The following is a 26,288-nucleotide window of genomic DNA, read 5'->3' as shown; positions in this document are numbered from 1 at the left end:
CCGCGCCGGGTTGCGGCACGCTCAGGCGCCGAGGGAGAGGTCCGGCCAGGCCTCGATCCCGAACTCGTGACGCAGGGCGCTCCGCGCGGCGAGCCACCCGCCGAGCCCGTGCACGCCGGGCCCGGGCATCACGGACGCCGAGGCCAGATACACACCGGGCAACGGGGTGCGCCACGGATCGGTGCTGAGCACCGGCCGCCGGACGAGCTGGAACAGATCCGGCGTTCCCGCGGCGATGTCGCCGCCCGGATAATTCGGGTTGTGCCGCTGCAGGTCTGCGGCGGTCCACGACGACATCCCCACGATGGTGTCGCGGAATCCCGGCGCGAATCGCTCGATCTGTCTGATGACTGCTTCGGCGCGGTCGACGGTGCTGCCGGCGGGAACATGCGTATACGTCCACAGCGTGTGCATGCCTTCGGGTGCGCGGGTGTCATCGAAGATCGAGGGCTGCGACGCGAGCACATACGGCAATCCGCTCAGACGTCCGTTCGTGACCTCGTTCTCGCTGGCCGCGATCTCTGCACGTGAGCCGCCGAGATGCAGCGTGCCGGCGCGACGGAGTTCCGGATGCGTCCACGGAACCGGTTCGGACAGCGCGAAGTCGACTTTGGCCGAAGCGTTGCCGTACCGGAAGTTCGCGAGCGCTCGACGATAGCGGTCGGGCAGACGCGGACCCGCGAGCGCGACGAGCGCACGCGGGGTCAGATCGAGCAGCGTCACTCGGGATCGCGGCAGCTGGCCCAGGCTGGTGACGTCGACGCCCGTCTCGACCGTTCCGCCGTGCGCCCGGATATCGTCGAGCATCGCGTCCGCGATCGCCTGGCTGCCGCCGCGCGGGATCGGCCAACCGCGCGCATGCGCGTACGTGGTGAGCGCGAGTCCGGCCCCCGCCGAGGCCAGGCTCGGGAGGGGAAGCGAGGTGTGAGCCGCCGCGCCGGTCAGGAGCGCGGGCGCGGCATCGCCCCGGAACCGGGCGTTCCACGCCGAAGTGCCTTGCTCGAGCGTCGCCGCCGCAAACGCGAGCGCCGTGACGGGGCTCGTCGGAACGCGCAGCAGCGACTGGCCCGTCAGATCGGCGACGTGGCCGGACCGGGCGGCGAGCGGCCCCATCAGTGACGCATAGGCCGCGCCATCCGATCCGAGTCCCTCGCGGGTGCGGTCGAGGTCGCGGTACGCGATCGCCGCGGCGCCGCCGTCGAGGGGATGGGCGAACGAGACCTCCGGTGTGAAGAATTCCACCCGACGAGCGAGGTCGAACTCCCGGAAGAAGCGCGACTCGAAGGCGAGCGGATGCACCGCCGAGCAGACATCGTGAATGAACCCGGGCAGGGTCAAATCGCGGGAGGAGCTGCCCCCGCCGACACGGTCTGCCCGCTCGAAGACACGCACCGAGAGTCCCGCGCGAGCGAGCGTGACCGCCGCGGCAAGGCCATTGGGACCCGCCCCGACGATGACCGCATCGACCTCGGTCGAGCGGCTGGATCCGCGCGTCGCCCTCACGCCGAATCGCCGCCGCGCGGGTCGGTGTCGCCGTCGACGGCGTCCGTTCCTTCTTCGTCCGCGGTGGATTCTTCGGGCGACGAGCTCAGCCCTTCCGCCAGGTAGGCGAGGCGGTGGAGCGTCTCATAGTTCCGCCACCGCAGCATCGCATCGGCGATCGGGCGGGGGATGAGCGTGGCGGGGCCTGCCACCGCGTGCTCCTGGATGCGCACGACGCATCCTTCGCCGCGGGGCTTCACATCGATCGTCACCCGGGCCTCTCCGATCGGCCAGCCCTTGGCCCGCATCACCATGCGGTGCGGCGGGTTCCACTCCAGCGAGGCTGTCTCGTCGTCGATGAGCGCCGGCCAGACGCCGACGGAGTGGTGCAGACGGCCACCTACCTCGGGCCACGGGCCGTCAACATCGCGCATCCGGGATGCCCCGACGACCCACGCCGGGTAGAGCCAGCCGTCCTCGAGAACGCGGAAGACGGCTTCGGGCGGGCAGTGCATGACGCGGACGTTGCGAGACATCATCCTCATTCCGGTCGGGGAGTTACTCGATTCTCGCGCGCTTTCCGCGAGGACGTGCGGGGGTTGACAGGCATCGACCGAATCGACCGGGCGCAACATGCCGTTGGGTCAGCGGTTCGGACGGCACGTTGCGTCCGTTCGAGACGGCGGATCGGGCACGGGGATTGTCGCTGTCCGAGGCCGTCCACGCAACCGCCTGGCGAATACTCCCTGGAGCCGCGAACGTAGGGGACCCATCGATACCTGTTGTGCGAAGGAAGGAATCATGAAGGCGCTCACCTGGCAGGCCAAACGAACCGTATCGGTAGACGAGGTTCCGGATCCCCGCATCGAATTCCCCACCGACGCGATCGTGAAGATCACCTCCACGGCCATCTGCGGCTCGGACCTGCATCTGTACGAACTCCTCGGGCCGTTCCTCGGCCGCGGTGACATCCTCGGCCACGAGCCGATGGGCGTCGTCGTCGAGGTCGGTTCGGAGGTGACCAACCTCGCCGTGGGCGACCGCGTCGTCGTTCCGTTCAACATCTCGTGCGGGCACTGCTTCATGTGCCGCCGCGGGCTGCAGTCGCAGTGCGAGACGACGCAGGTGCGCGAGTACGGCAGCGGCGCCGCGCTCTTCGGCTACACCAAGCTCTACGGCCAGGTACCGGGTGGGCAGGCCGAGTACCTCCGCGTGCCGCACGCGGACTACAACCACATCCGGGTCGGCAGCGACCTTCCGGACGACCGTTACCTGTTCCTCAGCGACATCCTGCCGACCGCGTGGCAGGGCGTGGAGTACGCCGATGTACCCGAGGGCGGCACCCTCGCGGTCATGGGCCTCGGACCCGTGGGGCAATTCGTGGCGCGCGTGGGCGTGCACCGCGGTTTCCGAGTTTTGGCTGTGGACCCGGTGCCGGAGCGGCGGGCGATGGCTGAGCGGCACGGCGCGCTGACCTACGACCTCACCGACACCATCGTCGACGAGCTGCGCGACCTCACCGAGGGGCGCGGGGCCGACGCGGTGGTCGACGCCGTCGGCATGGAGGCGCACGGGAATCCTGGCGTGCACGCTGCACAGAGCGCGATCGGTCTGCTGCCCGATGCGATGGCCCGACCTCTCATGGAGAAAGCGGGGATCGATCGGATGGCGGCGCTGCACGCGTCGATCGACATCGTCCGTCGTGGCGGCACGGTCTCGCTGAGCGGCGTCTATGCGGGTGATGCGGACATCCTGCCCATGAAGACGTTGTTCGACAAGCAGGTCAGCATGCGCATGGGCCAGTGCAACGTCAAGCGCTGGATCGACGACATCCTGCCCCTCGTCGAGGACTCGAGCGACCCGCTGGGGGTCATGGGCCTCACGACGCACCGGGTTCCGCTCGATCGCGCGCCCGAGATGTACGAGACGTTCCAGAAGAAGGAGGACGGCTGCATCAAGGTCGTGCTGGAGCCCTGAGCGCCCGGCCGCCCACGTCGAACGGACGCAACACGCCGCCTGGCGATGAGGAAGGCGGCGTGTCGCGACCGTTCGGTGGCCTGGTCGTTCGATGGCCTGGCGGTTCGGTGCCTGGTGAGCAGTGCCCGGGGTCAGGCGTCTTCTTCGGGCGTCGGCGGGGGACCGGGCCGGACCGCGGCCGTGTCGGCGATGTCGATCCGGGTGTTGCCGTCGTGCTCCGAGACCTCGATGCGCGGCGCCGCGTCCGATTCCACCGCGTCGGGCGCGGCGAGAAGCTGATCTCGTCGCTTTTCTTCCTTCGTCATCTCGGTATCGTCGGCGTCGCCGTTGTTCGTCGTGTCATCCATGAGGCGACCCTAGGGCGGCAGCGCCCTCTCCCGCTCGGTATGGTGCGCAACGGATGCGGCGTGCTAGAGCCGCGACGCGCCCTGGTCGGGATTGCGTGATTAGCATGGACACCATGACCACCTCCCAGAACGCCACACAGAGCGCGCCTCTGCAGACCCTCCGTCCGGTTTCGGACGAGCAGAACCTGCTCGCCGCGAACACGCAGGATGCCGCGACCTCGTGCTGCGGCGGTGGTTGCTGCAGCTGAGTCGCGGCATCCCGCGGGGCTCGACGCGCGGTTCGTGCGCCGAGCCTTCTCTCAGACCCTCACGCGTGCTGCCCGGCGTGCGCGCCTTCCGCGATTTCCTCGATCACCTTCGCATTGAACGCGGGGAGATCGTCCGGGGTGCGGCTCGATACCAGGCCCTGGTCGACGACGACCTCCTCGTCCACCCAGTCGGCGCCGGCGTTCTTCAGATCGGTCTTCAGGCTCGGATAGCTGGTGATCGTGCGTCCGTCCACGACGTCCGCCTCGATGAGCAGCCAGGCTCCGTGGCAGATGACGCCGACCGGCTTGGATGCCTCGAAAAAGGCCTTCGCGAAGGCGATGGATGCCTCGTCCATGCGTAGGTGATCCGCGTTGACGACGCCGCCCGGAAGGACGAGCGCGTCGAACGAGGAGGGATTCGCCGAGGCCGATGTCTCGTCCACGTCCTGCTCGTGGCCGTTCTTGCCCGTGATCGAATCGCCCTTCGGGGCGATCATGAGGGCCGCAGCTCCGGCATTCGTGACGGCCGTCCAGGGCGAGGTCAGTTCGCTGTCCTCGAACCCATCCGTAGCGAGAAATGCGATGCGTTTTCCTGTGAGTTCAGTCATGCAGACGACGCTACGCGCGAGGCGACCGAGGGTACGAGGGGCTTGACAGCCCCGCCGCAACCGAACTCAGTGGACGGGCGGAGCCCCGATCGAGTCGGCCGGCTTGCGGATGAAGAACGCGATCAGGATAGCGGGGGTCGAGATGATCGCCGCGATCATGAACGCCGTGCGCACGCCGGACGCTTCGGCCGCGATCTCGCCCACGCCCTCGGCGACGGCGCCCGCAGCCACCGACGACATGATCGTGATCAGCAGCGCGATACCCGCTGCCCCCGCCACTTGCTGGATCGTCGCGAGAACGGCGCTGCCGTACGAATACAGTCGCGGTTCGAGGGAGCCGAGCGATGCGGTGAACAGTGGCGTGAACGAGAGCGCGAGGCCCACCGAGAGCACGGACTGCGCCACGACGATGACCGGGATCGGCGTCGCCTCGCTGAGTGTGGTGTAGAACCAGAGGGTCGCGCTGGCGATGATCGAGCCCGGTACGAGCAGCACACGCGGACCGTATTTGTCGTAGATGCGGCCGATGACCGGGCCGAGCAGCCCCATCGCGAGCGCACCGGGCAGAACGACGAGTCCGGTCTCGAGCGCCGAGACTCCGACAACGCGCTGAAGATAGAGCGGCAGCACCGTGATCGCGCCGAAGAACGCTGCCGCAACGATCAGCATCTGCGTGATGGACAGCGTGAAGTTGAGCGAGCGGAAGACACGCAGATCGAGCAGCGCCGAGTCGCGCCGCTGGAGCCGGAGCTGACGCCAGACGAAGAGCGTCAACGCAACGGCGCCGATCGCGAGCGAGACGACGAGGGTGACGGTCGACATCGAATCCGCCGCAGCGTCTCCGCCGTGTCCGCCGATCTGGCTGAGCCCGAACACGAGGCCGCCGAAGCCGAACGCCGAGAGGATGACCGAGAGGATGTCGATCGGCGCCTTGCGGGTGTCGCCGAGGTTCGTCATCCAGCGGGCTCCGGCGGCGAGCGCCACGAGGGCGATCGGCAGCACGAGGCCGAAGATCCAGCGCCATCCGACGGTATCCAATAGCAGGCCCGAGACGGTCGGGCCGATGGCGGGTGCGAGGGCCATGACGACGCTGACGCGCCCCATCATCCGCCCGCGCAGGTGCGGCGGGACGATGGTCATGAGGGTCGTCATGAGGAGCGGCATCATGATGGCGGTGCCGGATGCCTGCACGACGCGCGCACCGAGGAGCATCTCGAAGCCGGGGGACACGAACGCGAGAAGTGTGCCGAGCGAGAACAGGCCCATCGCCGCGAGGAAGACCTGCCGGGTCGTGTAACGCTGGAGCAGGAAGCCCGTGATGGGGATGACGACGGCCATCGTGAGCATGAAAGCGGTCGTGAGCCACTGGGCCGCGACCGCGGTGATCGACAGGTCGTCGATCAGGTGCGGGATGGCGACACCCATCGTCGTCTCGTTGAGGATCGCGACGAACGCGGCAGCGAGCAGCAACCAGATGATGCGGTTCTGCGCGCGCGTCAGACCGTGGGCGCCGACGGCGGTGCTGCCCGTGGGAATGGTCGGACCGCCGATCGCGGGCACGCTGTCGGTTCTCGTCGATGACATCGATGGTCTCCAGAATTCTCGGGGCAGGGCCGAAGGGCCACCCGAGGATGGCGAACAGGGAGGCTAACCGCGCCGACGTGGACGGCATTCCCACGGCGGCGGAATTTCTCGCGCGTGGTGAGGAGGCGTCGATGTACACCACGCCCGATCCGGCGTCCGTGGGCCGGATTAGGCTGAGCGGATGAGCATGCCACGCGGGGGCTTCGGCGGGGGTCTGACCCGCGGGGTGGACGCCGACGCTCAGCGCGAACGCAACGCCGACGCGCCCGACATCCCGAACCTGGGGCGGCGCATCGTCGCGCTCTTCCGCCCGTATCGTGCCCGCCTGAGCGTCACCGCCGGGCTGGTCGTCGTCAGCGCCGCTATCGGCGTCGTCCCCGCGTTGATCATCGAGGTCATCTTCGACTCGGCGCTGTTCCCGGCGGGCGACGCCGGGCCGAACCTCCGTCTGCTCGTCGAACTCGTGGCGCTCATGATCGGCCTGTTCGTGGCATCCGCAGGTCTGAACGTCATTCAGACCTGGCTCACGTCGACCGTCGGCAACCGCGTCACGGGTGACCTGCGTGTGCGCCTCTTCACACACCTCCAAGCGATGGACCTGTCGTTCTTCACGCGGACGAAGACCGGCGTGATCCAGTCGCGGCTGCAGAACGACGTCGGCGGGGTCGCCGGGGTGCTGACCAACACGATGACGAGCGTTCTCGGCAACACGGTGACGGTGATCGCGTCGGTCGTCGCGATGGTGCTGATCGACTGGCGCTTGACTCTGATCGCCATCGGGCTGTTGCCCGGGCTGGTGTTCGTGCAGCGGAAGGTGGGCCAGGTGCGCGCCCGCATCGCGGCGCAGACACAGGAGTCGCTCTCTCAGCTGACCGCGATCACGCAAGAGACTCTCTCGGTCTCGGGCATCCTGCTCGCCAAAGCGTTCCACCGGCAGAGCGCCGAGATCGAGCGCTACACGGTCGAGAACGGAAACCAGGTCGTGCTGCAGGTGCGGCAGGCGATGTCCGGGCAGTGGTTCTTCGGGATCGTCAGCATCATCATGTCGTCGGTCCCGGCGATCATCTACCTCGTCGCGGGGCTCCTCATCGCGGGCGGAAGCGCAGACATCTCGGCGGGCGTGATCGTCGCCTTCACGACCGTCCAGGCCCGCCTCCTGTTCCCTCTCATGGCCCTCATGCGCGTGGCGCTCGATCTGCAGACGTCCCGTGCGCTCTTCGCGCGCATCTTCGAATACCTCGATCTCGAGCCCGCGATCACGGAGTCGCCCGCGGCGACGAAGGTCGAGGCCGCGCCCGGTCCGCTCGGGCGCGTCGAGTTCCGCGATGTGACCTTCCGCTACCCCGACGCCGCCGGCACGACGCGGCCGACGCTCGACCGGGTGTCGTTCGTCGCCGAGCCCGGACAGCATGTGGCGTTCGTCGGCCCGAGCGGGGCGGGCAAGACGACCATCCTGTATCTGGCGCCGCGGCTGTACGAGGCATCCTCCGGTTCCGTCCTGTTCGCCGGTGCGGACGTGCGTGACCTGCGGCAGTCGTCGATCATCGAGAACATCGGGATCGTGTCGCAAGAGACGTACCTGTTCCACGCGACGGTGCGTGAGAACCTGGCGTACGCAAAGCCGGATGCCACGCAGGCCGAACTCGAAGACGCCTGCCGTGCCGCGAACATCCACCACGTGATCGAGGGGTTCGCCGACGGGTACGACACCGTCGTGGGGGAGCGGGGATACCGTCTGTCGGGCGGGGAGAAGCAGCGGATCGCGATCGCGCGCGTGCTGTTGAAGGATCCGCCGGTGCTGCTGCTCGACGAGGCCACGAGCGCCCTCGACACCGTTTCGGAACGCGTCGTGCAACGGGCGCTGGATGCCGCGGCCCGGGGTCGCACGACGCTGTCGATCGCGCACCGCCTCTCGACCGTGGTCGGCGCCGATGTCATCCATGTCGTCGAGGGCGGTCGCATCGTCGAGAGCGGCACGCACGCCGAGCTGATGGCCGACGGTGGGCTGTACGCCGAGTTGGCGATGCGCCAGGTCGAGGCATCCAGCGGCCTCGTCTGAGCGAGCGTCGTCAGGGCATTGGGCGCAGAACCCCGGCGGCGGGCAGCAGGATGCCGTCGATCAATGAGATCTGGTACTCCCGGTCGATGGGCTTGCGCTCGACGAGCCCCCGGAACGCTGCCATGGCGGGCAAGAGCTCAGCGAGCGCATCCAGGTCGGCGTCCGCTCGGATCTCACCCCGCGCAAGCGCGCGTTCCAGCAAACCCCGGATCGCCGCGATACGAGGCGCCATGAGCACGGCACTCGCGGCGTCGGTCAGTTCGGGTTCGCGGGTGAGCAGCGCCGCGACCCCCGCCATGACGCGCAGCCGGCGCTCGGCATCTTCGGCCGTACGGGATGTGATCATGCCGATGAGGTCGCCGCGCAGCGTGCCCGTGTCGGGCAGCGTGGCGGGAGAGAGGTCGGCCGCCTTCATGCATCCGATCGCGTCCAGAACCAGTTCGGCCTTCGAAGGCCAACGACGGTAGAGCGTCGCTTTGCCGGCTTTTGCGCGGGTCGCGACCATGTCGATCGTCATGCCGTCGAAGCCTTCTTCGGCGAGGATGTCGATCGCCGCCTGCAGGATCTCGGGGTCTCGGGAGTGGTCCCTCTTGCGGCCCGCATGCCACAGACTTCCTCCTCCACGAGCGCCGTTCACGCCGCGGCCGCGCCCTCGTCCCGCCGGTGGTGGACGCTCGCGACGGTCGGGCTCGCACAGCTGATGGTCGTGCTCGACGCGACCGTCGTGAACATCGCCCTGCCCGCCGCACAGGCCGACCTGGGGTTCTCGAACGGCGACCGCCAGTGGGTCGTCACGGCATACGCCCTCGCGTTCGGCAGTCTGCTGCTGTTGGGCGGCAGGCTCTCCGACCTGATCGGCCGCAAGCGCACGTTCATCATCGGCCTGATCGGATTCGCGATCGCGTCAGCGCTCGGCGGCGCCGCGCCGACGTTCGGGATTCTCGTCGCGGCCCGCGCGCTGCAGGGTGTCTTCGCCGCCATGCTCGCCCCCACGGCGCTCGCCATGCTGACGACGACGTTCACGATTCCGCGCGAGCGCGCCCGTGCCTTCGGCGTGTTCGGGGCGATCGCCGGGGCCGGGGGAGCGATCGGCCTGCTGCTCGGCGGATTCCTGACGGAGTACTTCGACTGGCGCTGGAATCTCTACATCAACGTCTTCATCGCGCTCGTGGCCATCATCGGCGCGATCCTGTTCGTCGGCCACGTAACGCGCACGGGGCCGCGCCCGACCCTGGACATCCCGGGCACGCTTGCCGTATCGGGTGCCCTGTTCCTGCTCGTCTACGGATTCTCCAACGCCGAGACGGATGGCTGGGACTCGCCGCTGTCGTGGGGGATGCTGGCCGGTTCCGGCGTCCTGCTCGTCGTCTTCGTCCTCTGGCAGCGCCGCACGCGCCACCCGCTGCTGCCGCTCCCGATCGTGCTGGACCGCAACCGCGGCGCGTCCTACATCTCGGTGTTGATCGCAGGGGCCGGGATGTTCGGGGTCTTCCTCTTCGTCACCTATTACCTCCAGGTCTCGCTCGGGTATTCGGCGATGCAGACGGGCCTGTCGTTCCTGCCCATGATCGTGATGCTGGTGCTCGCGGCGCAGCTGTCGACGAATATCTTCCTGCCGCGGTTCGGGCCGAAGATCATCGTTCCGATCGGGATGATGTTCGGCGTGATCGCGATGATCCTCCTAACGCGTCTCGGCCACGACAGCGGATACGTCAGCGACATCCTGCCCGCTCTCATGGTGATGGGACTCGCGATGGGATCGATCATGCCGGGGGCGATGCAGACGGCGACGCTCGGAGTGGATCCGCAGTTCGCGGGCGTGGCGTCGGCCATGGTCAACACGAGTCAGCAGGTCGGCGGATCGATCGGCACGGCGCTGCTGAATACGCTGGCCGCGACCGCCCTGACCGCGTACGTGACGGCGAACGGGCCCGAGAGCGCCGAAGTGCTCGCCGAGGCCGCGATCCACAGCTACACCGTGGCGTATTGGTGGGGGGCGGGCTTCTTCGCGGCCGGACTCGTGATCGCCGCGTTGCTGTATCGACGCCGGGGTGACGGCATCTCGCTGGCACATGGGCGTCCGGGGGCGACGGCGTCCGAGCCGGTCATCGCGCACTGATCGGCGCGGGCGCGTCGTTTCGTCTCGCTGCGCTCGCTCGGCGACCGAGGGGCTACCAGAGCGAGACGGCCGCGACCGTGGTTGCCGTGTCCGCGTCGAGTGTCGCGCGGGTCGAGTCGTCGGCCACGTCCCAGACATCCCGCACGAATGCCCCGAGGGCGCGGCGGTACGCATCGTCAGGATGCTCTCGCGCGATCGAGGCGAGCCGGGGCACGTCCATCGCGAGGATCAACGCCGCACGAGCCTGCACCGCTCGGGTCGCGGATGCCTCGCGCAACAGGCCCAGGCCCGCGCCCATCGCGTCGAGCGCATCGCGCAGCACGGGAAGTTCGGCTTCGCGCTGCGTGATGGATGAGCCATCCGGTCGCACCCGCCAGTGCACCACCACGTCGGGGATGACATCGAACGCTCGCGCGCGGACGTACATCGCCTGGGCCACGACCTGGTCCTCGTAGAGCCGCCCCTCGGGAAAACGGAGTCCGGACCGGACCCAGAAATCCGTCCGGCTGAGTTTCGACCACGCGACGACGTTTCCGGATGCAGCGGGATGCTGCTCGATCGTCGTCGCCGAACGTTCGGGATCCGTTGCGGCCACGACCCACGGTTGCACCCCGCCGACCTCGTACGCGATGCGGGAGATCGCCGCCGTGCTCATGTCGGCGTCGGGCTCCACGACCGATCGGGGCTGCAGACGCGCGTACGCACCCATCACGAAGTCGCTTCCCGTGCGTTCGAGGGTGCCGACGAGGCGCTCCAGCGCTCCGGGCACGAGCACGTCGTCCGCATCCAGGAACCCGACGAACGGGGTGCGCACACGGTCAAGGCCGGCATTGCGCGCCGCTCCGAGACCCCGGTGCTCCGGCTGTGGAACGAAGGTGAACCGATCGTCGGAGGCGGCGGCATGCGCGAAGATCTCGCGCGTACCGTCCGTGGAGTGATCATCGATCAGGATCGCGCGCCAGCCGGGGAACGTCTGCGCACGTATGGACTCGAGCGCGTCGCGCGCGTACGGCGCGACGTCGAATCCCGCGATGACGAGAGTGACCAGCGCCGCGTCGTCGGGGCGACCCGCCGGAACATTCGTCATGCTCACGCTGCCGATCGTCACGCGGCTGATTGTACGGCCGCGACCGATGCCGCGACGGTGTCACCCAGCATCCGGGCGTCAGCGACGCCATCCATCGTCCCGACGCGGGCAGAGAAGGTGAAGCGCACGGATGTCTGCGCCACCTCGCCCGCAACTCCGATCGCGACGAGCACGTGCGAGGGCTCGTCGCTGCCCGCGGCGCACGCCGACCCGCTCGAGGACACGATGCCGCGGCGTTCGAGTTCGAGCAGAACGGCCTCACCGCTCGTTCCCGCGAATGTGAAGCTCGCCGTACCGGGTAGGCGGTGCACGGGGTCGCCGGTCAGGCGTGCAGCCGGGACCGCGTCGAGAACCCGCGCGATGAACGCATCGCGGAACCCGGCGACGCGGGCGGATGCCTCGGCACGCTCGGCCTCGGCGAGCGTGAGAGCGGTCGCCAGGGCCACCGCGCCGGCCACGCTCTCGGTGCCGCTTCGTCGACCGCGTTCCTGGCCTCCGCCGTGGAGCACAGGCTCCAGCGGGACCCGTCCCCGCACGGCCAGCGCACCTGTGCCCGGAGGAGCGCCGACCTTGTGTCCGGCGATCGAGATCGCGTCCACGCCGAGTGTCGCCGCCGACAGGTCGAGCCATCCGGCCGCCTGCACCGCGTCGACGTGGATCGGAACCCGCCGGGCGCGCGCGATCGCGGCCAGCGCGGGGACATCCTGGATCGTGCCGATCTCGTTGTTGGCATAGCCGAGGGTCACGAGCGCCGTCTCATCGCGGAGCGCCGTTTCCAGATCGCCCGGATCGACGCGGCCGACGGCGTCAACCGGCAGCTCCGTCACCGCGAAGTCGTGCACCCGGCGGAGGTAGTCGACGGACGCGAGGATCGACTCGTGCTCGACCGGGGTCGTGATGATGTGGTGGGCGTCACGGGCGCTGCCGGCGGGGTGGGCGAGACGTGCACCGATGGCGATGCCCTTGACGGCCAGGTTGTTCGCCTCGGTGCCGCCCGAGGTGAACACGACATCGCTCGGTCGCATCCCGAGTATGCGAGCGACAGCGGCGCGCGCGTCGGCAAGCACGGCGGCCGCCCGCTCGCCGAACGTGTGGTGGCTTGACGGGTTGCCGAACTCGGTCGTCAGGTACGGAATCATCGCCTCGAGGGCCTCGCGCCGCACGGGGGTGGTCGCCGCGTTGTCGAGATACAGCATCCGGTCTCAGGCTCCGGATCGGGGCGGATCGTCGACACGGATGTCGAGCCCGAGGTCGAGCGCCGGTGCGGAATGCGTCAGAGCGCCGACCGAGATGATGTCGACGCCCGTCTCGGCGATGGCTCGAACCGTGTCGAGCCGCACGCCGCCGCTGGCGTCCACGAGCGCGCGACCCGCGACCTGTTGCACGCCACGACGCAGATCCTCGAGCGAGAAGTTGTCGAGCAGGATCGTGCCGATGCCGGCGGCAAGCACGGGTTCGATCTGATCGAGGCGATCGACCTCGACCTCGACGTGCGTCGTGTGCGGCAGTCGCGCGATCGCGCCCTGCAGCGCCGCCGTGACCGAGACGCCGCTCCGCTGCAGCACGGCCAGGTGGTTGTCCTTGGCCATCACGGCGTCCGAGAGCGAGTGCCTGTGGTTATGGCCGCCGCCGCTGATCACGGCGTGCCGCTCGAACGCCCGGAGCCCCGGCGTTGTCTTGCGCGTGTCGGCGATCCGGGCGCCCGTGTGTGCGACCTCGGCGACGAAACGCGCCGTGAGCGTTGCGATCCCCGACATCCGTTGCACGAAGTTGAGGGCGACGCGTTCGGCGGTCAGCACGCCCCGCGCGGGTCCTTCCGCGATCGCGAGAACGGTTCCCGGCGCGAATTCCGCCCCGTCGGCGACCGTGAGCTCGACGTGGATCGAGGGATCTGTCAGCCGGAACGCGGCGGCGAAGACCTCACCGCCGCTGAAGACGCCGTGGTCTCGTGCGACCAATTCGGCACGGGCGACGGCGGTCGACGGGATGAGGAACTGGCTCGTGACATCGCCCCAGGGTGCGTCTTCTTCGAGCGCCCCCGAGACGGCGCGATCGATCGCGGCGCGGGTCAGCATCCTGCGCTCCCGACGAGAGCGGCGGTGGGCGCGGAGGTGTGGGACGAGACGCTCGGGTCATCGCTGCGGTAGTGCGCGCCGACGGATTCGCGTCGCGCGAGGGCGGCACGGATGGTCGCGTCCGCGAGGTGCAGCAGGTTCTCGTCCTCGAACTCGGCCTGCGAGCGCGGCGTGCGCGGCTGAGCGAGCCATCCGTCAACGATGCCCTGCGCTCGCCGCAGGCCACGCTCGTCGCGCACCACTCCCACGCTCTCCCACATCACGCGCTGCAGGGCCGCGCGCGTGAACGGCTCGGGCTGCTCGCCTGGCACTGGTTGTCGCTTCGCGGCCCGGTGAGTCGCATCTGCTGCCAGGGGGGCGGTACCGGTACCGAGGGCGGGGGCAGGGGCATTGCGCGGGGCGGGGGCGGGGGTTACCAGGGCGGCGGCGGCGCGGGCGCCGAAGACCGCGCCCTCCAGCAGCGAGTTCGACGCCAGGCGATTGGCTCCGTGTACGCCCGTCCTGGCCGCCTCACCGACCGCGTACAGGCCGGGCAGGCTGGTCCGCCCGTCGAGATCCGTGACGATCCCGCCCATCAGGTAGTGCGCCGCGGGGGTCACCGGGATCGGTTCGTGTGCCCAATCGAGACCTCGCTCGCGGACGGCTGCGTCGATCGTCGGGAAGCGGTGTGCCAGGAAGGATGCGGCCGAGCCCTGTCGCTTCGAGTTCTGTTCCGCCGAGCCCAGTTCTGTTGAGCCCAGCCGTGTTGCATCGAGGTGCACGGGGCGCCCATCCTGTTCGATCATGCGCAGGGCGATGGCGCGGGCGACAACGTCGCGCGGCGCGAGTTCGCCGGCGGGATGCGTGTCGAACACGAAGCGGCGACCGTCGTCGTCGATCAGCGTCGCGCCCTCACCGCGGACGGCCTCGGAGATCAGGAACGGCTCGCCCTGCGCCAGCACCGTCGGGTGGAACTGGACGAACTCGAGATCCAGAACCTCGGCTCCGGCCCGGAGCGCCGCCGCGATTCCGTCGCCGGTGGCCACGGACGGGTTCGTGGTGTGGGCGAACAGCTGGCCCGCACCTCCGGTGGCGAGCACGACGGCGTCGGCCCGGAGCAGCCGTCGGCCGTCCGTGGTGAGAAGGTCGACACCGCTCACGCGTCCGTCGTCGAGTGCGAGGTCGACGAGGAACGCGTGCTCGATGATCTCCACGACCGAGGCGCGGACGGCTGCGACGAGCGCGGTCTCGATCGCCGTGCCCGTGGCGTCCCCGCCCGCGTGCAGCACGCGCGGGTACGAGTGGGCGGCCTCGAGGCCCTTGATGAAGGCGCCCGAGGCGTCACGGTCGAAGGCGACGCCGAGCGCGATCAGCTCGCGGATGCGTTCCGGCCCTTCGGTGACGAGCACCTCGACCGCGGCGGGGTCGCCGAGCCCCGCGGCCGCGGACAGCGTGTCGCGGGCGTGATCCGCGGCCCGATCGTCGGCGAACATGACGCCCGCGATGCCGCCCTGCGCGTACCGCGTGTTGGCGTGCTCGAGCACGTCCTTCGTGACGAGCGTGACCTCCACGCCCGCGCGAGCGGCGTGCAAAGCGACGGTGAGCCCCGCGATGCCGCTGCCGACGACAATGACGCTCGTCATGCCGTCACCTGGGGTGCGGGCTTGGCCGCCAGCATCCGCTCGAGCGCGACGCGGGCGGGCTCGGCGACATCCGCGGCGACCGTGATCCGGTTGACGATGCGTCCGGCGCGGGTCTCGGCCGCTGAGCCTGTCGAAGCGAGCAGCTCGGCCTCGACAGTTCCGGTGCTCCCTTCGACAAGCTCAGGGAGCGTGGAGTGCCCGACGAGCTCCTCCAGTACCCACGCGAGGTAACCCGGATGGATGCGGTACATCGTCGAGCAGGGGCAGACCACCGGATCGAGGCAGAAGATCGTGTGCTGCGGATGTTCCGCCGCCAGCCGCTGCACGAGGTTGACCTCGGTGCCGATCGCGAAGGTCGTGGGCTCGGTCGTGGCCTCGATGGCCTTGCGGATGTAGTCGGTCGACCCGGCCTCGTCCGCGGCGTCGACGACGGGCATCGGACATTCGGGGTGCACGATCACGCGGACGCCGGGGTGTTCGGCCCGCGCCTTCTCGATCTGATCGACCGTGAACCGGCGGTGGACCGAGCAGAACCCGTGCCAGAGGATCACGCGGGCGTCGTCGAGCGCCGCCTCGTCGTTGCCGCCGAGCGGGCGGTTGGGGTTCCACATCGGCATCTGCTCGAGCCGAACACCCATCGCCTTTGCCGTGTTGCGGCCGAGGTGCTGGTCGGGGAAGAACAGCACGCGACGCCCGCGGGCGAAGGCCCACTCGAGCACCGTGCGGGCGTTCGACGAGGTGCAGACGATCCCGCCGTGACGCCCGACGAAGCCCTTGATCGCGGCGGACGAATTCATGTACGTCACCGGGATGACGGGCACCAGGCCGTCCGCGTCCACGGCGTCCATCGGGCCGTACACATCCTCGAGCTGCTCCCAGCACTCCTCCACCTGATCGATGTTCGCCATGTCGGCCATCGAGCAGCCGGCGGCGAGGTTCGGGAGGATGACCGCCTGCTCGGGGCGCGAGAGCAGGTCCGCGGTCTCGGCCATGAAGTGCACCCCGCAGAAGACGATCGCCTCGGCCTCGGGGTGCGCCTTCGCGGCGTTCGCGAGCTGGAACGAGTCGCCGACATAGTCGGCGTGTTTCACGACCTCTTCGCGCTGATAGAAGTGGCCAAGAATTACGACGCGGTCGCCGAGCGTGCGCTTGGCGGCCAGGATGCGTTCGTGGAGGTCTGCTTCGGACGCCTCGCGGTATGCGGCCGGCAGCTCGCCCTGTCGCGGCGAACCGGCGGGGATCACATCACCCATCGATGACCCCGGACCGTATCCGGGGCGTCCGTCGAAGTTCCACGGCCCCGCGGCGAGGTCGGTGTTGCACGTCTCGGCACCCGCGAGTCCGGCGGTGATCCGCTGGATCTCATGATCGACCGACGGGTCGAGCGTGACGGTCGGGCTGAGGCTGAGGGGAGTGGCGTTCATATCGTCCTCGAATCGAAGGATGCGTGGGCCGGTGCCGGCGCCGGTGCGGCGAGCGGGCCGCGCTCGGCCAACTCGACGTCCTGGTTGTAGCGGTACAGGCGGGCGGGGCGGTGGCTACCGGTGCGGAAGCCGTCGGTGGGGATGAGGGTTCCGGAGTTCTCGACCTGGCGCCGAAAGTTCGCGGGATCGAGCTTGCGACCGAGGATCGACTCGTACACCTCACGCAACTCCGCGAGCGTGAATTCATCGGCGAGCAGCCCGTGCGCGATGCGCGAGTACCCGACCTTGTTGCGCAGTCGCCAGAGCGCGTAGTCGACGATCTGGTTGTGATCGAAGGCGAGGGGCGGCAGATCGGCCGCGTCGAACCAGGCGACGTTCTCGGGGGCGTCCCCGTCCGCGGCGTGGGCTGCCACCTGCGCGTCCACCTCTGCGGAACGCAGCAGAGCCCAGTACACGATCGACACGACCCGGCTGGGCGAGCGATCGACGTCCCCGAATGCATAGAGCTGCTCGAGGTAGCTCGGTGACAGACCGGTGGTTTCGCCGAGCGTGCGGGACGCCGCGGCATCCAGGCCCTCGGTCGCGTCGAGCCAGCCTCCCGGCAACGCCCAGAGCCCCGCGTAGGGATCGCGCGTGCGGCGAACGAGGGGGAGGACGAGCGACGCTGAGTCATCCTCGGCGCGCCGCCTCAGGGTGAAGATCACGGTCGAGACCGCGACGCGCGTTGCCTCGGTGGCGGCGCCCACGTGCGCGCGCGACTCGGCGGCGGTGGCTGTGGGGGCTGTGCTCATGGTGTGTTGACTCAGATCTCGAAGGGCGACCGCTGGTTCTGGTCATGGTGACTCTAACCTCCACCGATCTTAGTGTCATATCGACTCGAAGGCAATTTCGCGCCCGGCGAGAGCGCCGTTCGTGCGCGAGAGCGCCCATTCGTGCGCGCAGACAACGGGCCGGCACGGCGATACACGGCGAGGTCGACGATCGAGTCGCGGGCAGGCGCGCGGGCAACACCTGCCGGGACTTCTCAGCGACGCGATTTATCCTGAGTCCGGCGCCCGGCCGCTCGATGTGCGAGACCGGAGGCAGAGAGGGGCAGGCGCATGCAGGTAGTCGACATCGTCGTGCTCGTTCTGCTCCTTGTCGCACTCATCATCGGATTCCAGCGCGGCCTGCTCGCCAGCCTCGGGACCCTCGTCGGGCTCGGAATCGGGGCCGTCGCCGCGTATTGGCTGATCCCCTTCGTGACGGCCGCACTGCCCTGGCCCATGTGGCGCGCGCTCGCCGTGATCGCGGCCACGCTGCTGCTGTTGGCCGGGTGCGCGGCGCTCGGTTCCGCGGCGGGCAACGCTCTGCGACGCGGGGTAGACCGCACGCCTCTGCGCGGCGTCGATCGTCTGCTGGGCGGCGGTTTGACGCTCGTCGCAGCGGCACTTGCGGTGTCGCTCGTCGGCTCGGGCCTCGCGGCAACAGGAACTCCTGTCGTCTCGACCGCGATCGCCTCGTCGCGCGTGCTCACCGTCATCGAGAGCATCGTGCCGCGTCCCCTCCAAGCGGGACTCGCAGAACTTCGGGGCGCCGTGCTCGGTGACGCGATCCCCACACTCGGGGGCCTTCTGCTGCCCGGCACCGCAGCGGTACAGCCCCCCGTCCAGCTCGACGACCCGGAACTCGCGGAGGCCGCGGCATCCGTCGCTCGTATCACCGGAGTGGCATACGCCTGCGGGCTGAGTTCGAGCGGCTCGGGTTTCGTCATCGCCGACGACCGTGTCGTGACGAACGCCCACGTCGTCGCGGGGGTGGATCGGCCGGTCGTGGAGCTCCCCGGGCGACAGGCGCGCGACGGGCGGGTCGTCTACTTCGATCCGATCGGTGACATAGCCGTCATCGCGGTCGATGGTCTCGACGCGGAAACCCTGGATGTCGTTCCCGTGCTGTCTGCAGGCGCGTCGGCGGCCGTGCAAGGCTATCCGCACGGTGGACCCTTCGAATCCATGTCTGCCGCGGTCCTCGCGGTAGGGACGGTGCCGGTGCCGGATATCTACGACGAATCCTCGAACCTCCGCGAGATCTACACGCTCGAGGCGAATGTGCGGCCCGGCAACTCGGGCGGGCCGCTGCTGACCGCGGACGGCGACGTCGCGGGCCTCGTGTTCGCGCGCGGCGGCGAGCAGGAGAGTCGTGGCTACGCGTCGACCTCGACCGAACTCGCGCCGATCGTCGCCGGCGCCGCGGGATGGCAGAGTCCGGTGTCGTCCGGCAGCTGCACGCGCTGACGTCCGCGGGCCTGTCGGTTCATCTGGGCTGACGCGGTGGATATCACCCGCCGGGTCGGCCCGAATTCACTGATTCGTCCCGTCGCGCCGCGGGATAGTGTTCGTGAACCCGGCGATGGGTATGCTGGCCGCGTCAGACCGTGCGCGGTCGGGCGACAATTTCATACCGGCCCTATGACCCCTTGCGGGAGAGCCCCGGCATCGCTTCGCGCCGGGCACCGAAGGAGCAAGCCTCCCCGCCAATCTCTCAGGTATTGCGTACCGCGGGGGTCGGGCCACTCTGGAAAGCGATCCGCTCGTGCGGATCCGCCGACGGTGAAAGCCGAGTCATCCTGATCGATGTCTCGGCGAAACTCTCAGGCAGATGACAGAGGGGGAGTTCACCGGGCGTCGATCGGCGCCCGCCCGCACCACCACGGGAGAACTCATGCCAGACCCCACCCCGCCGACGACGGCCCCACCGGGCGATGCTGCGCGCTCGCCCGAACCTCGTCGAACGGTACTTGCCGAAGCCCACGAGCGGCTCGGCGCATCCTTCACCGACTTCGGCGGGTGGTGGATGCCGGTGCGCTACAGCTCGGAACTCGCCGAGCACCACGCCGTCCGTACAGCCGCAGGCCTGTTCGACATTTCGCACATGGCCGAGTTCATCGTGAGCGGCGAACGCGCGGGCGAGTTCCTCGACTACGCGCTGTCGGGGCGGCCCTCCACGATGCGGCTCGGCAAGGCCTCGTATGGCTTCGTGTTGACCGAGAGCGGCGGCATCGTCGACGACGTCATCGTCTACCGCCTCGGCGACGGCCACTACGTCGTGATCGCGAACGCCGGGAATCGGGATGCCGTGGCCACCGCGCTGGCGGAGCGCGAGGCATCCGTCCCTCCTCCCGCGCCACCGACACCGTCCGAGCCCGGCGCTGACGTCTACTTCGGTTTCGTGGCGGGAGCCACGGGCTTTCGTGTGGAGGATGTCTCGGACGACCTCGCGCTCATCGCGGTGCAGGGCCCGGCATCGGTCGCCATCCTCGCCGCGACCGAGGGGCTCGACGAGTTTGCGCCGAGCCTCGGTGACCTCGGCTATTACGCCGCAGCGGCCGCTCGGTTCGATGGGGCTCCGGTGTTCGTCGCCCGGACGGGCTACACAGGCGAGGACGGTTTCGAGCTCGCCGTGCCCGTTGGTCGGGCCGAGGAACTCTGGAACGCGCTCCTTGAGGCGGGAGAACCTCTCGGACTCGTGCCGGCCGGGCTTGCCGCACGCGACACCCTCCGGCTCGAGGCCGGCATGCCGCTCTATGGGCACGAGTTGTCGCGGAGCATCCGTCCCGCTCAGTCGGGTCTCGCGCGCGCGGTTGCGAGCGACGGGGACTTCGTGGGTCGCGAGGGCGCCAGCGCGGCGTTGGCTCCGGATGTTCGTGTGCTCGTCGGCCTCGCTTCGGAGGGCCGCCGGGCCGGGCGTGCGGGCTATGCCGTGTTCGACGGCGACGGACCGGCCGCGACCGAGGTGGGCGAAATCACGAGCGGCGCGCTCAGCCCGACGCTCGGGCATCCGATCGCCCTCGCCTACGTCGACCCGGCCGCTTCGACCCCCGGCACGCAGCTCTACATAGATGTCCGCGGTACGCGCATCCCCGCGACCGTCACACCCACCCCATTCTACCGGAGGAAGAAATGACCGATCTCACCGCCCTGTCCTACACCGCCGAACACGAGTGGATCTCGATCGACGGCGATATCGCGACCGTCGGCATCACCGACTACGCCGCCGAGAAGCTGGGCGACGTCGTGTTCGTCGAGCTGCCGACCGTCGACTCGGGCGTGAGCGCCGGGCAGGTCTGTGGCGAGATCGAATCCACGAAGTCGGTCGGCGAACTCTACGCGCCCCTCACCGGCGACATCGTCGCGGTCAACGAGGCCGTCGCGGACGACCCGAGCCTGATCAACTCCTCGCCCTTCGAGGACGGGTGGCTGCTGAAGATCCGCATCGACTCGTCCGCGCCGGCGGAGCTTCTCGACCGAGCCGCATACATCGGCCTGACGGGTCAGGGCGCATGACACCGTCCGACGAAGGGCTCTTCACGGGGAGAGGCGCTTTCGCGGCGCGCCATATCGGGACGGATGCGGCGGCCCAGGCCGTGATGCTCGACACCCTCGGCTACCCGAGCGTTGACGCGTTGCTCGATGCCGCTGTGCCGGGCGCGATCCGCGTCCACGAACGCACGACGAGCGACATTCCACCCGCAGCGACGGAGGCTGAAGCGCTCGCCGAGCTGCGAGAACTGGCCTCGACGAACCGCGCGGCACGACCGATGATCGGGCTGGGCTACTACGACACCTTCACGCCGTCCGTCATTCAGCGGAACGTGCTCGAGAACCCGTCCTGGTACACGGCCTACACGCCGTATCAGCCCGAGATTTCGCAGGGTCGTCTTGAGGCACTCATCACCTTCCAGACGATGGTGACCGACCTGACGGGCCTCGACATCGCCGGTGCCTCGATGCTCGACGAGTCCACGGCGGTCGTGGAAGGGATGCTCGTCGCCCGGCGTTCGTCGAAGTCCGGCTCGAATGTGTTCTTGGTCGACGCGGACGCGCTGCCGCAGACGCGCGCTCTGCTGGAGTCGCGCGCCGCGGCTCTGGGGATCGAGCTGCAGACGATCGACTTCGCCGCGCACGCCCCGGTCGCCCCGCGAGAGCAGCGAGTCGAAACGCCCGATCTGCCCGAGGCTTTCGGTGCCCTCATCCAGTACCCCGGCGCGTCCGGCCGAGTGTGGGACCCGTCCCACACCATCGCCGCCGTGCAGGCACAGGGCGGACTCACGGTCGTCGCGGCGGACCTGCTTGCGCTGACGCTCATCGCGTCACCCGGCTCGCTCGGCGCGGACATCGCGGCGGGCACGACCCAGCGGTTCGGCGTCCCGCTCGGTTACGGGGGTCCGCACGCGGGCTACCTCGCCGTGCGCCAAGGCCTGGCACGCCAGCTGCCCGGTCGTCTGGTCGGGGTGTCTCGCGATGCCGCGGGGAACCCCGCCTATCGGTTGGCGCTGCAGACGCGTGAGCAGCACATCCGTCGCGAGAAGGCGACGTCGAACATCTGCACCGCTCAGGTGCTCCTCGCCGTCATGGCGGCGATGTACGCGGTCTATCACGGTCCCGAGGGTCTTCGTGCGATAGCGACGGATGTCGCGGGCAAGGCTGACGCACTTGCCGGCGCGCTGCGTGGCTACGGTCTGACGCTCGCGTCGGATTCGTTCTTCGACACGCTTCGCGTTTTCGTTCCGGGCGACGCCCGCCGTGTGATCGAGCGTGCCCGTTCACGCGGTTATCAGCTGCTCTGGGTGGACGAGGCGACAGTCGGGGTATCGGTCGACGAGACGACGACCGCGGCGGACCTGGCCGCGGTCGCCTGGGCGTTCGGTCTGCCGGACGGCGCCGTGGCCTCCATCACGCCCGAGGGTGCCCGTTCCACACGCGAGGGTGCCCGTTCCACACGCGAGGGTGCGCGTATCGGCGCCCTCCCGGTCGATCTGCAGCGCCAGGACGAGTACCTCACGCATCCGGTGTTCCACGCGCACCGCAGCGAGACCGCGATGATGCGGTATCTGAAGACGCTCGCCGACCGCGACTACGGGCTCGACCGGGGCATGATCCCGCTCGGGTCGTGCACCATGAAGCTCAACGCCGCGACCGAGATGGCTGCGGTGTCGTGGCCGGAGTTCGCCCGCGTGCACCCGTTCGCACCCGAGGCGGACGTCCGCGGGTACCTCGGCCTCATTGAGCAGCTCGAGACGTGGCTCGCCGAGGTGACGGGCTACGACGCCGTCTCGCTGCAGCCGAACGCCGGGTCGCAGGGCGAACTCGCCGGCCTGCTCGCGATCCGCGGGTACCACCGCTCGCGCGGGGATCTCGGGCGCGACGTCTGCCTGATCCCGTCGTCGGCGCACGGCACGAACGCGGCGTCCGCTGTGCTCGCGGGCATGCGCGTCGTCGTGGTGGCGTGTGACGAGGCAGGCAACGTCGATCTCGACGACCTGCGCGTCAAGATCGCCGAGCACGCGGCGACGCTCTCGGCGCTGATGATCACGTACCCGTCGACCCACGGTGTGTACGAGCACGACGTGCTCGACATCACGCAGGCCGTGCACGACGCGGGCGGCCAGGTCTACGTCGACGGTGCGAACCTGAATGCGCTGCTCGGCTACGCGCGCTTCGGCGATCTCGGCGGCGACGTGTCGCACCTCAACCTGCACAAGACCTTCGCGATCCCGCACGGCGGCGGTGGGCCCGGGGTCGGCCCGGTCGCCGCGAAGGCACATCTGGCGCCGTTCCTGCCGGGGCATCCGTTCTCGCCGCGGGCGGATCACGCGGGCGGGTTCGTCTTCGACGGTGCTCCCGTCTCGGGTGCGCCGCACGGTTCTGCGGGGATCCTGCCGGTGTCATGGGCGTACGTCCGGATGATGGGGGCCGGGGGACTGCGCGAGGCCACCGCCGCGGCCGTGCTCGCCGCCAACTACGTCGCCGCCCGGCTGCGTGCGCACTTCCCGGTGCTGTACACGGGTGAGAACGGTCTCGTGGCCCACGAGTGCATCCTGGACCTGCGGCCGCTGCGCGAAGCGACGGGCATCACGGTCGACGATGTCGCGAAGCGCCTGATCGATTACGGGTTCCACGCGCCCACCATGTCGTTCCCCGTCGCCGGGACGCTCATGGTCGAGCCGACCGAGAGCGAGGACCTGGCCGAGCTCGAGCGTTTCGTCGAGGCCATGATCGCGATCCACGCCGAGGCGCACGCCGTCGCGGCGGGGGAGTGGCCGGCGGACGACAACCCGCTCGTGAACGCCCCGCACACGGCGGAGTCGGCGATCTCGGGCGAGTGGCAGCATCCGTACTCCCGTGAGCGCGCGGTCTACCCGGTGCACGCGCTCGTGCGCAACAAGTACTGGCCACCGGTGCGTCGGGTCGACAACGCGTGGGGCGACCGCAACCTCGCGTGCGCCTGCCCGCCCGTGGAGGCCTTCGCCTGACGTGGCGGGGCGCTCCGGCCGCTGGCTCGCCGAAACACCCATCCTGCGACCAAACACCCATCCTGCGACCAAACACCCATCCTGCGACCAAACACCCATCCTGCGACCAAACACCCATCCTGCGGCCAAACACCCTGTGGGCAGGGGTGTCTCGTCGCAGGATGGGTGTTTCACCGGGCCGTCGCGCGCCTGACGACAGAAGCGCCCGGATGTCGGGGCTCACTCGGATGGGACTGCTCCACCGAATGAGCCCCGGCATCCGGATGCCCCTTCTACCGACGCAGGGTCGCGAGCATCGCGTTGTCGCGCGATGCCACCAGCGGAACGCCGGCGCGCAGCAGCTTGCGCTCCACGGGCAACACCAGATGGGTGTCGGCCCAATCCCACCGGGCAAAGCCGTCCGAGTATCGGCGGAGCCGGTCTTCGCGCACCTTCTCTCGCACTACTCGGTTGACGGCCGCCTGGGCCGTCAACGCGACGTACTTCCCGTAGCCGTCGGACTCGCCGATCGCTCTGACATGAGGCCACCAGAAGTCCGAGCGGTCCGTGATTCCCTCGAAGGTGAAGACCTGCTGCAGCACCGGTACGGCAAAACCCAGCCAGGAAATTACCGCTCGGCTGACTGACTCTCCTGCGGATTCGGCGAGCGGGTCGGCGAAGTCCCACACCCACGCCAGCATGCGCTCGTGGCGCCGGTTTGAGTCCCGCAAAGACCAGTCGCGCAGGTGCGCCCGCCCCAAACCTCGTCGCAGCGCGGCGTCAACGACCGCGAGGGCGTAGGCGGGAGGCAGGTGCCGCGCCGTGTCGACCACGGTCGCCGTGAGATCGGTCGCACACCAGCTATCGATTCTCACAACATCCCGCGGCGTCTGCGTCGCGTGAACGACGACATCCCCGAATCGCTTCGTCGTCCGGCGGTCCGGGTCGAAGATGTGGATGTCGCGGGGTTCGCCGAACGTCGGGAGCTCGTGGATCGATGCCGCCGACTCGCGCATGAATACCGCATCGGGGAACACGCGCGCCGCGGCGGCGACCCGTTGCCGATACCGCTCGTGGGGGCGTAGACCGCTCCACCATTCTGCAGATGCGTAAACCCCGGGCCGCACGCGGATGAGTTCTCGACGCGAGGCGCGTCGGTAGAGGCCGGCGGGCATGTGCCGCTCGTCAGCGGCGAGCATGAGCCGGGCTTCGTCGAGGGAGGGGGATTGCTGCATCCGTCAAATGTTCCGGAGCGGGCCTGGCACGGACGCCGCTGTTCGGATGTCGGTGCTCACGTCAGCCACGCACGCTCCTGTGGAGGAGCCGCCCGCCGCCGCCCCAACCGGCCGCGCGTGTGCACATTCGGGCGCCGAGACACCCCATGTGCGTCGAAACACCCTGTGGCGAGAGGTGTCTCGGCGCAGATGGGGTGTTTGGGCGGAGTGGCGGCCCGGAGCGGGGTAAGGGGAGGAGCGCGCGAGTCAGGGGGTCCCGGACGGCGAAGGCGACGGAGTCCCGGATGGCGTAGGCGTCGGGCCCACCGGCACACCGAACACGCCCGGCCACCACGCCGCAGCCAGGGGGTACCCGATGAAGGCGATCACATCGATCAGCGTGTGCGCGATCACGAGCGGCATGACGCGGCCCCAGCGCCGGTAGCACCAGCCGAAGACCACGCCCATCACGAAGTTGCCGATCATCGGGCCGAACCCCTGGTACGCGTGATACGCGCCCCGCAGCGCCGCGGTCGACAGGATGATCGTCCACCAGCCCCACCCGAGCCGCCGCAGCCGATCGAAGAGGTACCCGATGAAGATGACCTCTTCGGTGAGTCCCGCGCGCACGGCCGCGACCAGCAGCAGCGGCACCGTCCACCACGAGGCGTCGAGAGGCGACGCGTCCACCTGCACCGTGATGCCCAGAGCGCGACCGGCCGCATAGAGTCCGAGCCCCGGCACTCCGATCACGACGATGAGCAGAACGCCCCGCCCGAAGTCCCCGCCGAAGCGGCGGAAGTCCAGCCCGATGCGCCGGAAAGCGGACTTACCGGGCTCCCACAGCAGCCAGATCGCGAGCGCAACGGGCACCAGCGCGAAGAGCTGCGACAGGAACTGGTACAGCACAGGCCAGAATTCGGATGCCGCGGCCCCGGGGTTCACGGATGTCGACTGCTGACCGAGCGACTCGTCTCGCTCCAGCGACTGCACCAGCTGCAGCACGGAGTACAGCGCGGAGCGCCCCACGGACAGGGCCAGCACGATGCCGATCTCCCACCACAGGCGAGTCCGATCGGATCGGGACAAGGGGCTCACGGCATCCACTTCGTCAGATTGCCATATAGACGGCATCCCGAGTTAAGGCTATGTAACGGTTTTGCTCATGATTT

The 26,288-nt window shown here is 69.2% G+C and carries 22 protein-coding genes and 1 riboswitch; of the genes, 8 read left to right on the top strand and 14 right to left on the bottom strand.

Going from position 1 to position 26,288, the window contains the following annotated elements; all coding sequences use genetic code 11:
* Nucleotides 1-21: 21 nt before the first annotated feature.
* The gene (locus ACIQ0W_RS04920; protein ID WP_396641695.1) at nucleotides 22-1,503 is read right to left on the bottom strand and encodes a phytoene desaturase family protein; all 1,482 of its coding nucleotides are present in this window, start codon (nucleotides 1,501-1,503) and stop codon (nucleotides 22-24) included.
* Nucleotides 1,500-2,018, bottom strand: a complete 519-nt coding sequence (locus ACIQ0W_RS04915) for an SRPBCC domain-containing protein (RefSeq protein WP_396641694.1) — start codon at nucleotides 2,016-2,018, stop codon at nucleotides 1,500-1,502. The genes ACIQ0W_RS04920 and ACIQ0W_RS04915 overlap by 4 nt, the downstream gene beginning before the upstream one ends.
* A gap of 265 nt (nucleotides 2,019-2,283) precedes the next feature.
* On the opposite strand from ACIQ0W_RS04915, the gene ACIQ0W_RS04910 reads away from it, so the two are divergent.
* Nucleotides 2,284-3,459 (top strand): alcohol dehydrogenase catalytic domain-containing protein, encoded by a 1,176-nt coding sequence (locus tag ACIQ0W_RS04910; protein ID WP_396641693.1) that lies wholly within the window; start codon nucleotides 2,284-2,286, stop codon nucleotides 3,457-3,459.
* Between the two features lie 131 nt (nucleotides 3,460-3,590).
* On the opposite strand, the gene ACIQ0W_RS04905 is transcribed toward ACIQ0W_RS04910, so the two are convergent.
* On the bottom strand, nucleotides 3,591-3,806 hold the full coding sequence (locus tag ACIQ0W_RS04905) for a multidrug transporter (RefSeq protein WP_396641692.1): 216 nt from the start codon (nucleotides 3,804-3,806) through the stop codon (nucleotides 3,591-3,593).
* 113 nt (nucleotides 3,807-3,919) lie between these two features.
* Between ACIQ0W_RS04905 and ACIQ0W_RS04900 the strand changes: the two genes are divergently transcribed.
* Complete coding sequence (locus ACIQ0W_RS04900; RefSeq protein WP_396641691.1) at nucleotides 3,920-4,054, top strand: hypothetical protein; 135 nt, start codon at nucleotides 3,920-3,922, stop codon at nucleotides 4,052-4,054.
* 59 nt (nucleotides 4,055-4,113) lie between these two features.
* On the opposite strand, the gene ACIQ0W_RS04895 is transcribed toward ACIQ0W_RS04900, so the two are convergent.
* Nucleotides 4,114-4,662 carry a type 1 glutamine amidotransferase domain-containing protein gene (locus ACIQ0W_RS04895; RefSeq protein ID WP_396641690.1) on the bottom strand — a complete coding sequence of 183 codons (549 nt, stop codon included), beginning with the start codon at nucleotides 4,660-4,662 and terminating at the stop codon, nucleotides 4,114-4,116.
* A gap of 66 nt (nucleotides 4,663-4,728) precedes the next feature.
* Nucleotides 4,729-6,246 carry a DHA2 family efflux MFS transporter permease subunit gene (locus tag ACIQ0W_RS04890; RefSeq protein ID WP_396641689.1) on the bottom strand — a complete coding sequence of 506 codons (1,518 nt, stop codon included), beginning with the start codon at nucleotides 6,244-6,246 and terminating at the stop codon, nucleotides 4,729-4,731.
* Nucleotides 6,247-6,427: 181 nt separating this feature from the next.
* Between ACIQ0W_RS04890 and ACIQ0W_RS04885 the strand changes: the two genes are divergently transcribed.
* Nucleotides 6,428-8,305 carry an ABC transporter ATP-binding protein gene (locus ACIQ0W_RS04885; protein ID WP_396641688.1) on the top strand — a complete coding sequence of 626 codons (1,878 nt, stop codon included), beginning with the start codon at nucleotides 6,428-6,430 and terminating at the stop codon, nucleotides 8,303-8,305.
* 10 nt (nucleotides 8,306-8,315) lie between these two features.
* On the opposite strand, the gene ACIQ0W_RS04880 is transcribed toward ACIQ0W_RS04885, so the two are convergent.
* Complete coding sequence (locus ACIQ0W_RS04880; protein ID WP_396641687.1) at nucleotides 8,316-8,942, bottom strand: TetR/AcrR family transcriptional regulator; 627 nt, start codon at nucleotides 8,940-8,942, stop codon at nucleotides 8,316-8,318.
* On the opposite strand from ACIQ0W_RS04880, the gene ACIQ0W_RS04875 reads away from it, so the two are divergent.
* Nucleotides 8,907-10,424 carry an MFS transporter gene (locus ACIQ0W_RS04875; RefSeq protein ID WP_396641686.1) on the top strand — a complete coding sequence of 506 codons (1,518 nt, stop codon included), beginning with the start codon at nucleotides 8,907-8,909 and terminating at the stop codon, nucleotides 10,422-10,424. The genes ACIQ0W_RS04880 and ACIQ0W_RS04875 overlap by 36 nt on opposite strands.
* Before the next feature lie 52 nt (nucleotides 10,425-10,476).
* Here ACIQ0W_RS04875 and ACIQ0W_RS04870 read toward each other — a convergent pair whose 3' ends face one another.
* From ACIQ0W_RS04870 to ACIQ0W_RS04845, 6 genes are read right to left on the bottom strand one after another with little or no spacing between them, the layout of a single operon-like run.
* Entirely contained in the window at nucleotides 10,477-11,532 is a 1,056-nt protein-coding gene (locus tag ACIQ0W_RS04870) for a glycosyltransferase (RefSeq protein WP_396641685.1), read from the bottom strand.
* The gene (locus ACIQ0W_RS04865) at nucleotides 11,529-12,707 is read right to left on the bottom strand and encodes a cysteine desulfurase family protein (protein ID WP_396641684.1); all 1,179 of its coding nucleotides are present in this window, start codon (nucleotides 12,705-12,707) and stop codon (nucleotides 11,529-11,531) included. Before ACIQ0W_RS04865 ends, ACIQ0W_RS04870 begins: the two co-directional genes overlap by 4 nt.
* Before the next feature lie 6 nt (nucleotides 12,708-12,713).
* On the bottom strand, nucleotides 12,714-13,586 hold the full coding sequence (gene nadC, locus ACIQ0W_RS04860) for a carboxylating nicotinate-nucleotide diphosphorylase (RefSeq protein WP_396641683.1): 873 nt from the start codon (nucleotides 13,584-13,586) through the stop codon (nucleotides 12,714-12,716).
* Nucleotides 13,580-15,208 (bottom strand): L-aspartate oxidase, encoded by a 1,629-nt coding sequence (nadB, locus tag ACIQ0W_RS04855; RefSeq protein ID WP_396641682.1) that lies wholly within the window; start codon nucleotides 15,206-15,208, stop codon nucleotides 13,580-13,582. Before nadB ends, nadC begins: the two co-directional genes overlap by 7 nt.
* The gene (gene nadA, locus ACIQ0W_RS04850) at nucleotides 15,205-16,632 is read right to left on the bottom strand and encodes a quinolinate synthase NadA (RefSeq protein ID WP_396641681.1); all 1,428 of its coding nucleotides are present in this window, start codon (nucleotides 16,630-16,632) and stop codon (nucleotides 15,205-15,207) included. The genes nadB and nadA overlap by 4 nt, the downstream gene beginning before the upstream one ends.
* Nucleotides 16,629-17,423 (bottom strand): NrtR DNA-binding winged helix domain-containing protein, encoded by a 795-nt coding sequence (locus ACIQ0W_RS04845; RefSeq protein WP_396641680.1) that lies wholly within the window; start codon nucleotides 17,421-17,423, stop codon nucleotides 16,629-16,631. The genes nadA and ACIQ0W_RS04845 overlap by 4 nt, the downstream gene beginning before the upstream one ends.
* 309 nt (nucleotides 17,424-17,732) lie before the next feature.
* Here ACIQ0W_RS04845 and ACIQ0W_RS04840 point away from each other — a divergent pair, with 309 nt between their 5' ends.
* The 4 genes from ACIQ0W_RS04840 (at nucleotide 17,733) to gcvP (ending at nucleotide 23,923) form a co-directional block, all read left to right on the top strand.
* Nucleotides 17,733-18,905, top strand: coding sequence for a MarP family serine protease (locus tag ACIQ0W_RS04840; protein WP_396641679.1), 1,173 nt, complete (start codon nucleotides 17,733-17,735; stop codon nucleotides 18,903-18,905).
* 175 nt (nucleotides 18,906-19,080) lie between these two features.
* A riboswitch (glycine riboswitch) is annotated at nucleotides 19,081-19,179 on the top strand.
* 153 nt (nucleotides 19,180-19,332) lie between these two features.
* Nucleotides 19,333-20,574 carry a glycine cleavage system aminomethyltransferase GcvT gene (locus ACIQ0W_RS04835; protein WP_396641881.1) on the top strand — a complete coding sequence of 414 codons (1,242 nt, stop codon included), beginning with the start codon at nucleotides 19,333-19,335 and terminating at the stop codon, nucleotides 20,572-20,574.
* Entirely contained in the window at nucleotides 20,571-20,954 is a 384-nt protein-coding gene (gene gcvH, locus ACIQ0W_RS04830) for a glycine cleavage system protein GcvH (protein ID WP_396641678.1), read from the top strand. Before ACIQ0W_RS04835 ends, gcvH begins: the two co-directional genes overlap by 4 nt.
* Entirely contained in the window at nucleotides 20,951-23,923 is a 2,973-nt protein-coding gene (gene gcvP / locus ACIQ0W_RS04825; RefSeq protein ID WP_396641677.1) for an aminomethyl-transferring glycine dehydrogenase, read from the top strand. The genes gcvH and gcvP overlap by 4 nt, the downstream gene beginning before the upstream one ends.
* Before the next feature lie 272 nt (nucleotides 23,924-24,195).
* Here the strand turns inward: gcvP and ACIQ0W_RS04820 are convergent, their stop codons facing one another.
* Nucleotides 24,196-25,137 (bottom strand): hypothetical protein, encoded by a 942-nt coding sequence (locus ACIQ0W_RS04820; protein ID WP_396641676.1) that lies wholly within the window; start codon nucleotides 25,135-25,137, stop codon nucleotides 24,196-24,198.
* Between the two features lie 246 nt (nucleotides 25,138-25,383).
* Nucleotides 25,384-26,250 carry a CPBP family intramembrane glutamic endopeptidase gene (locus tag ACIQ0W_RS04815; RefSeq protein WP_396641675.1) on the bottom strand — a complete coding sequence of 289 codons (867 nt, stop codon included), beginning with the start codon at nucleotides 26,248-26,250 and terminating at the stop codon, nucleotides 25,384-25,386.
* Nucleotides 26,251-26,288: the final 38 nt, after the last annotated feature.

Origin of the sequence: Microbacterium sp., from assembly GCF_044340635.1 — a bacterium.
Lineage (GTDB): Bacteria > Actinomycetota > Actinomycetes > Actinomycetales > Microbacteriaceae > Microbacterium.
This window is presented reverse-complemented; position numbering and strand designations above follow the sequence as displayed.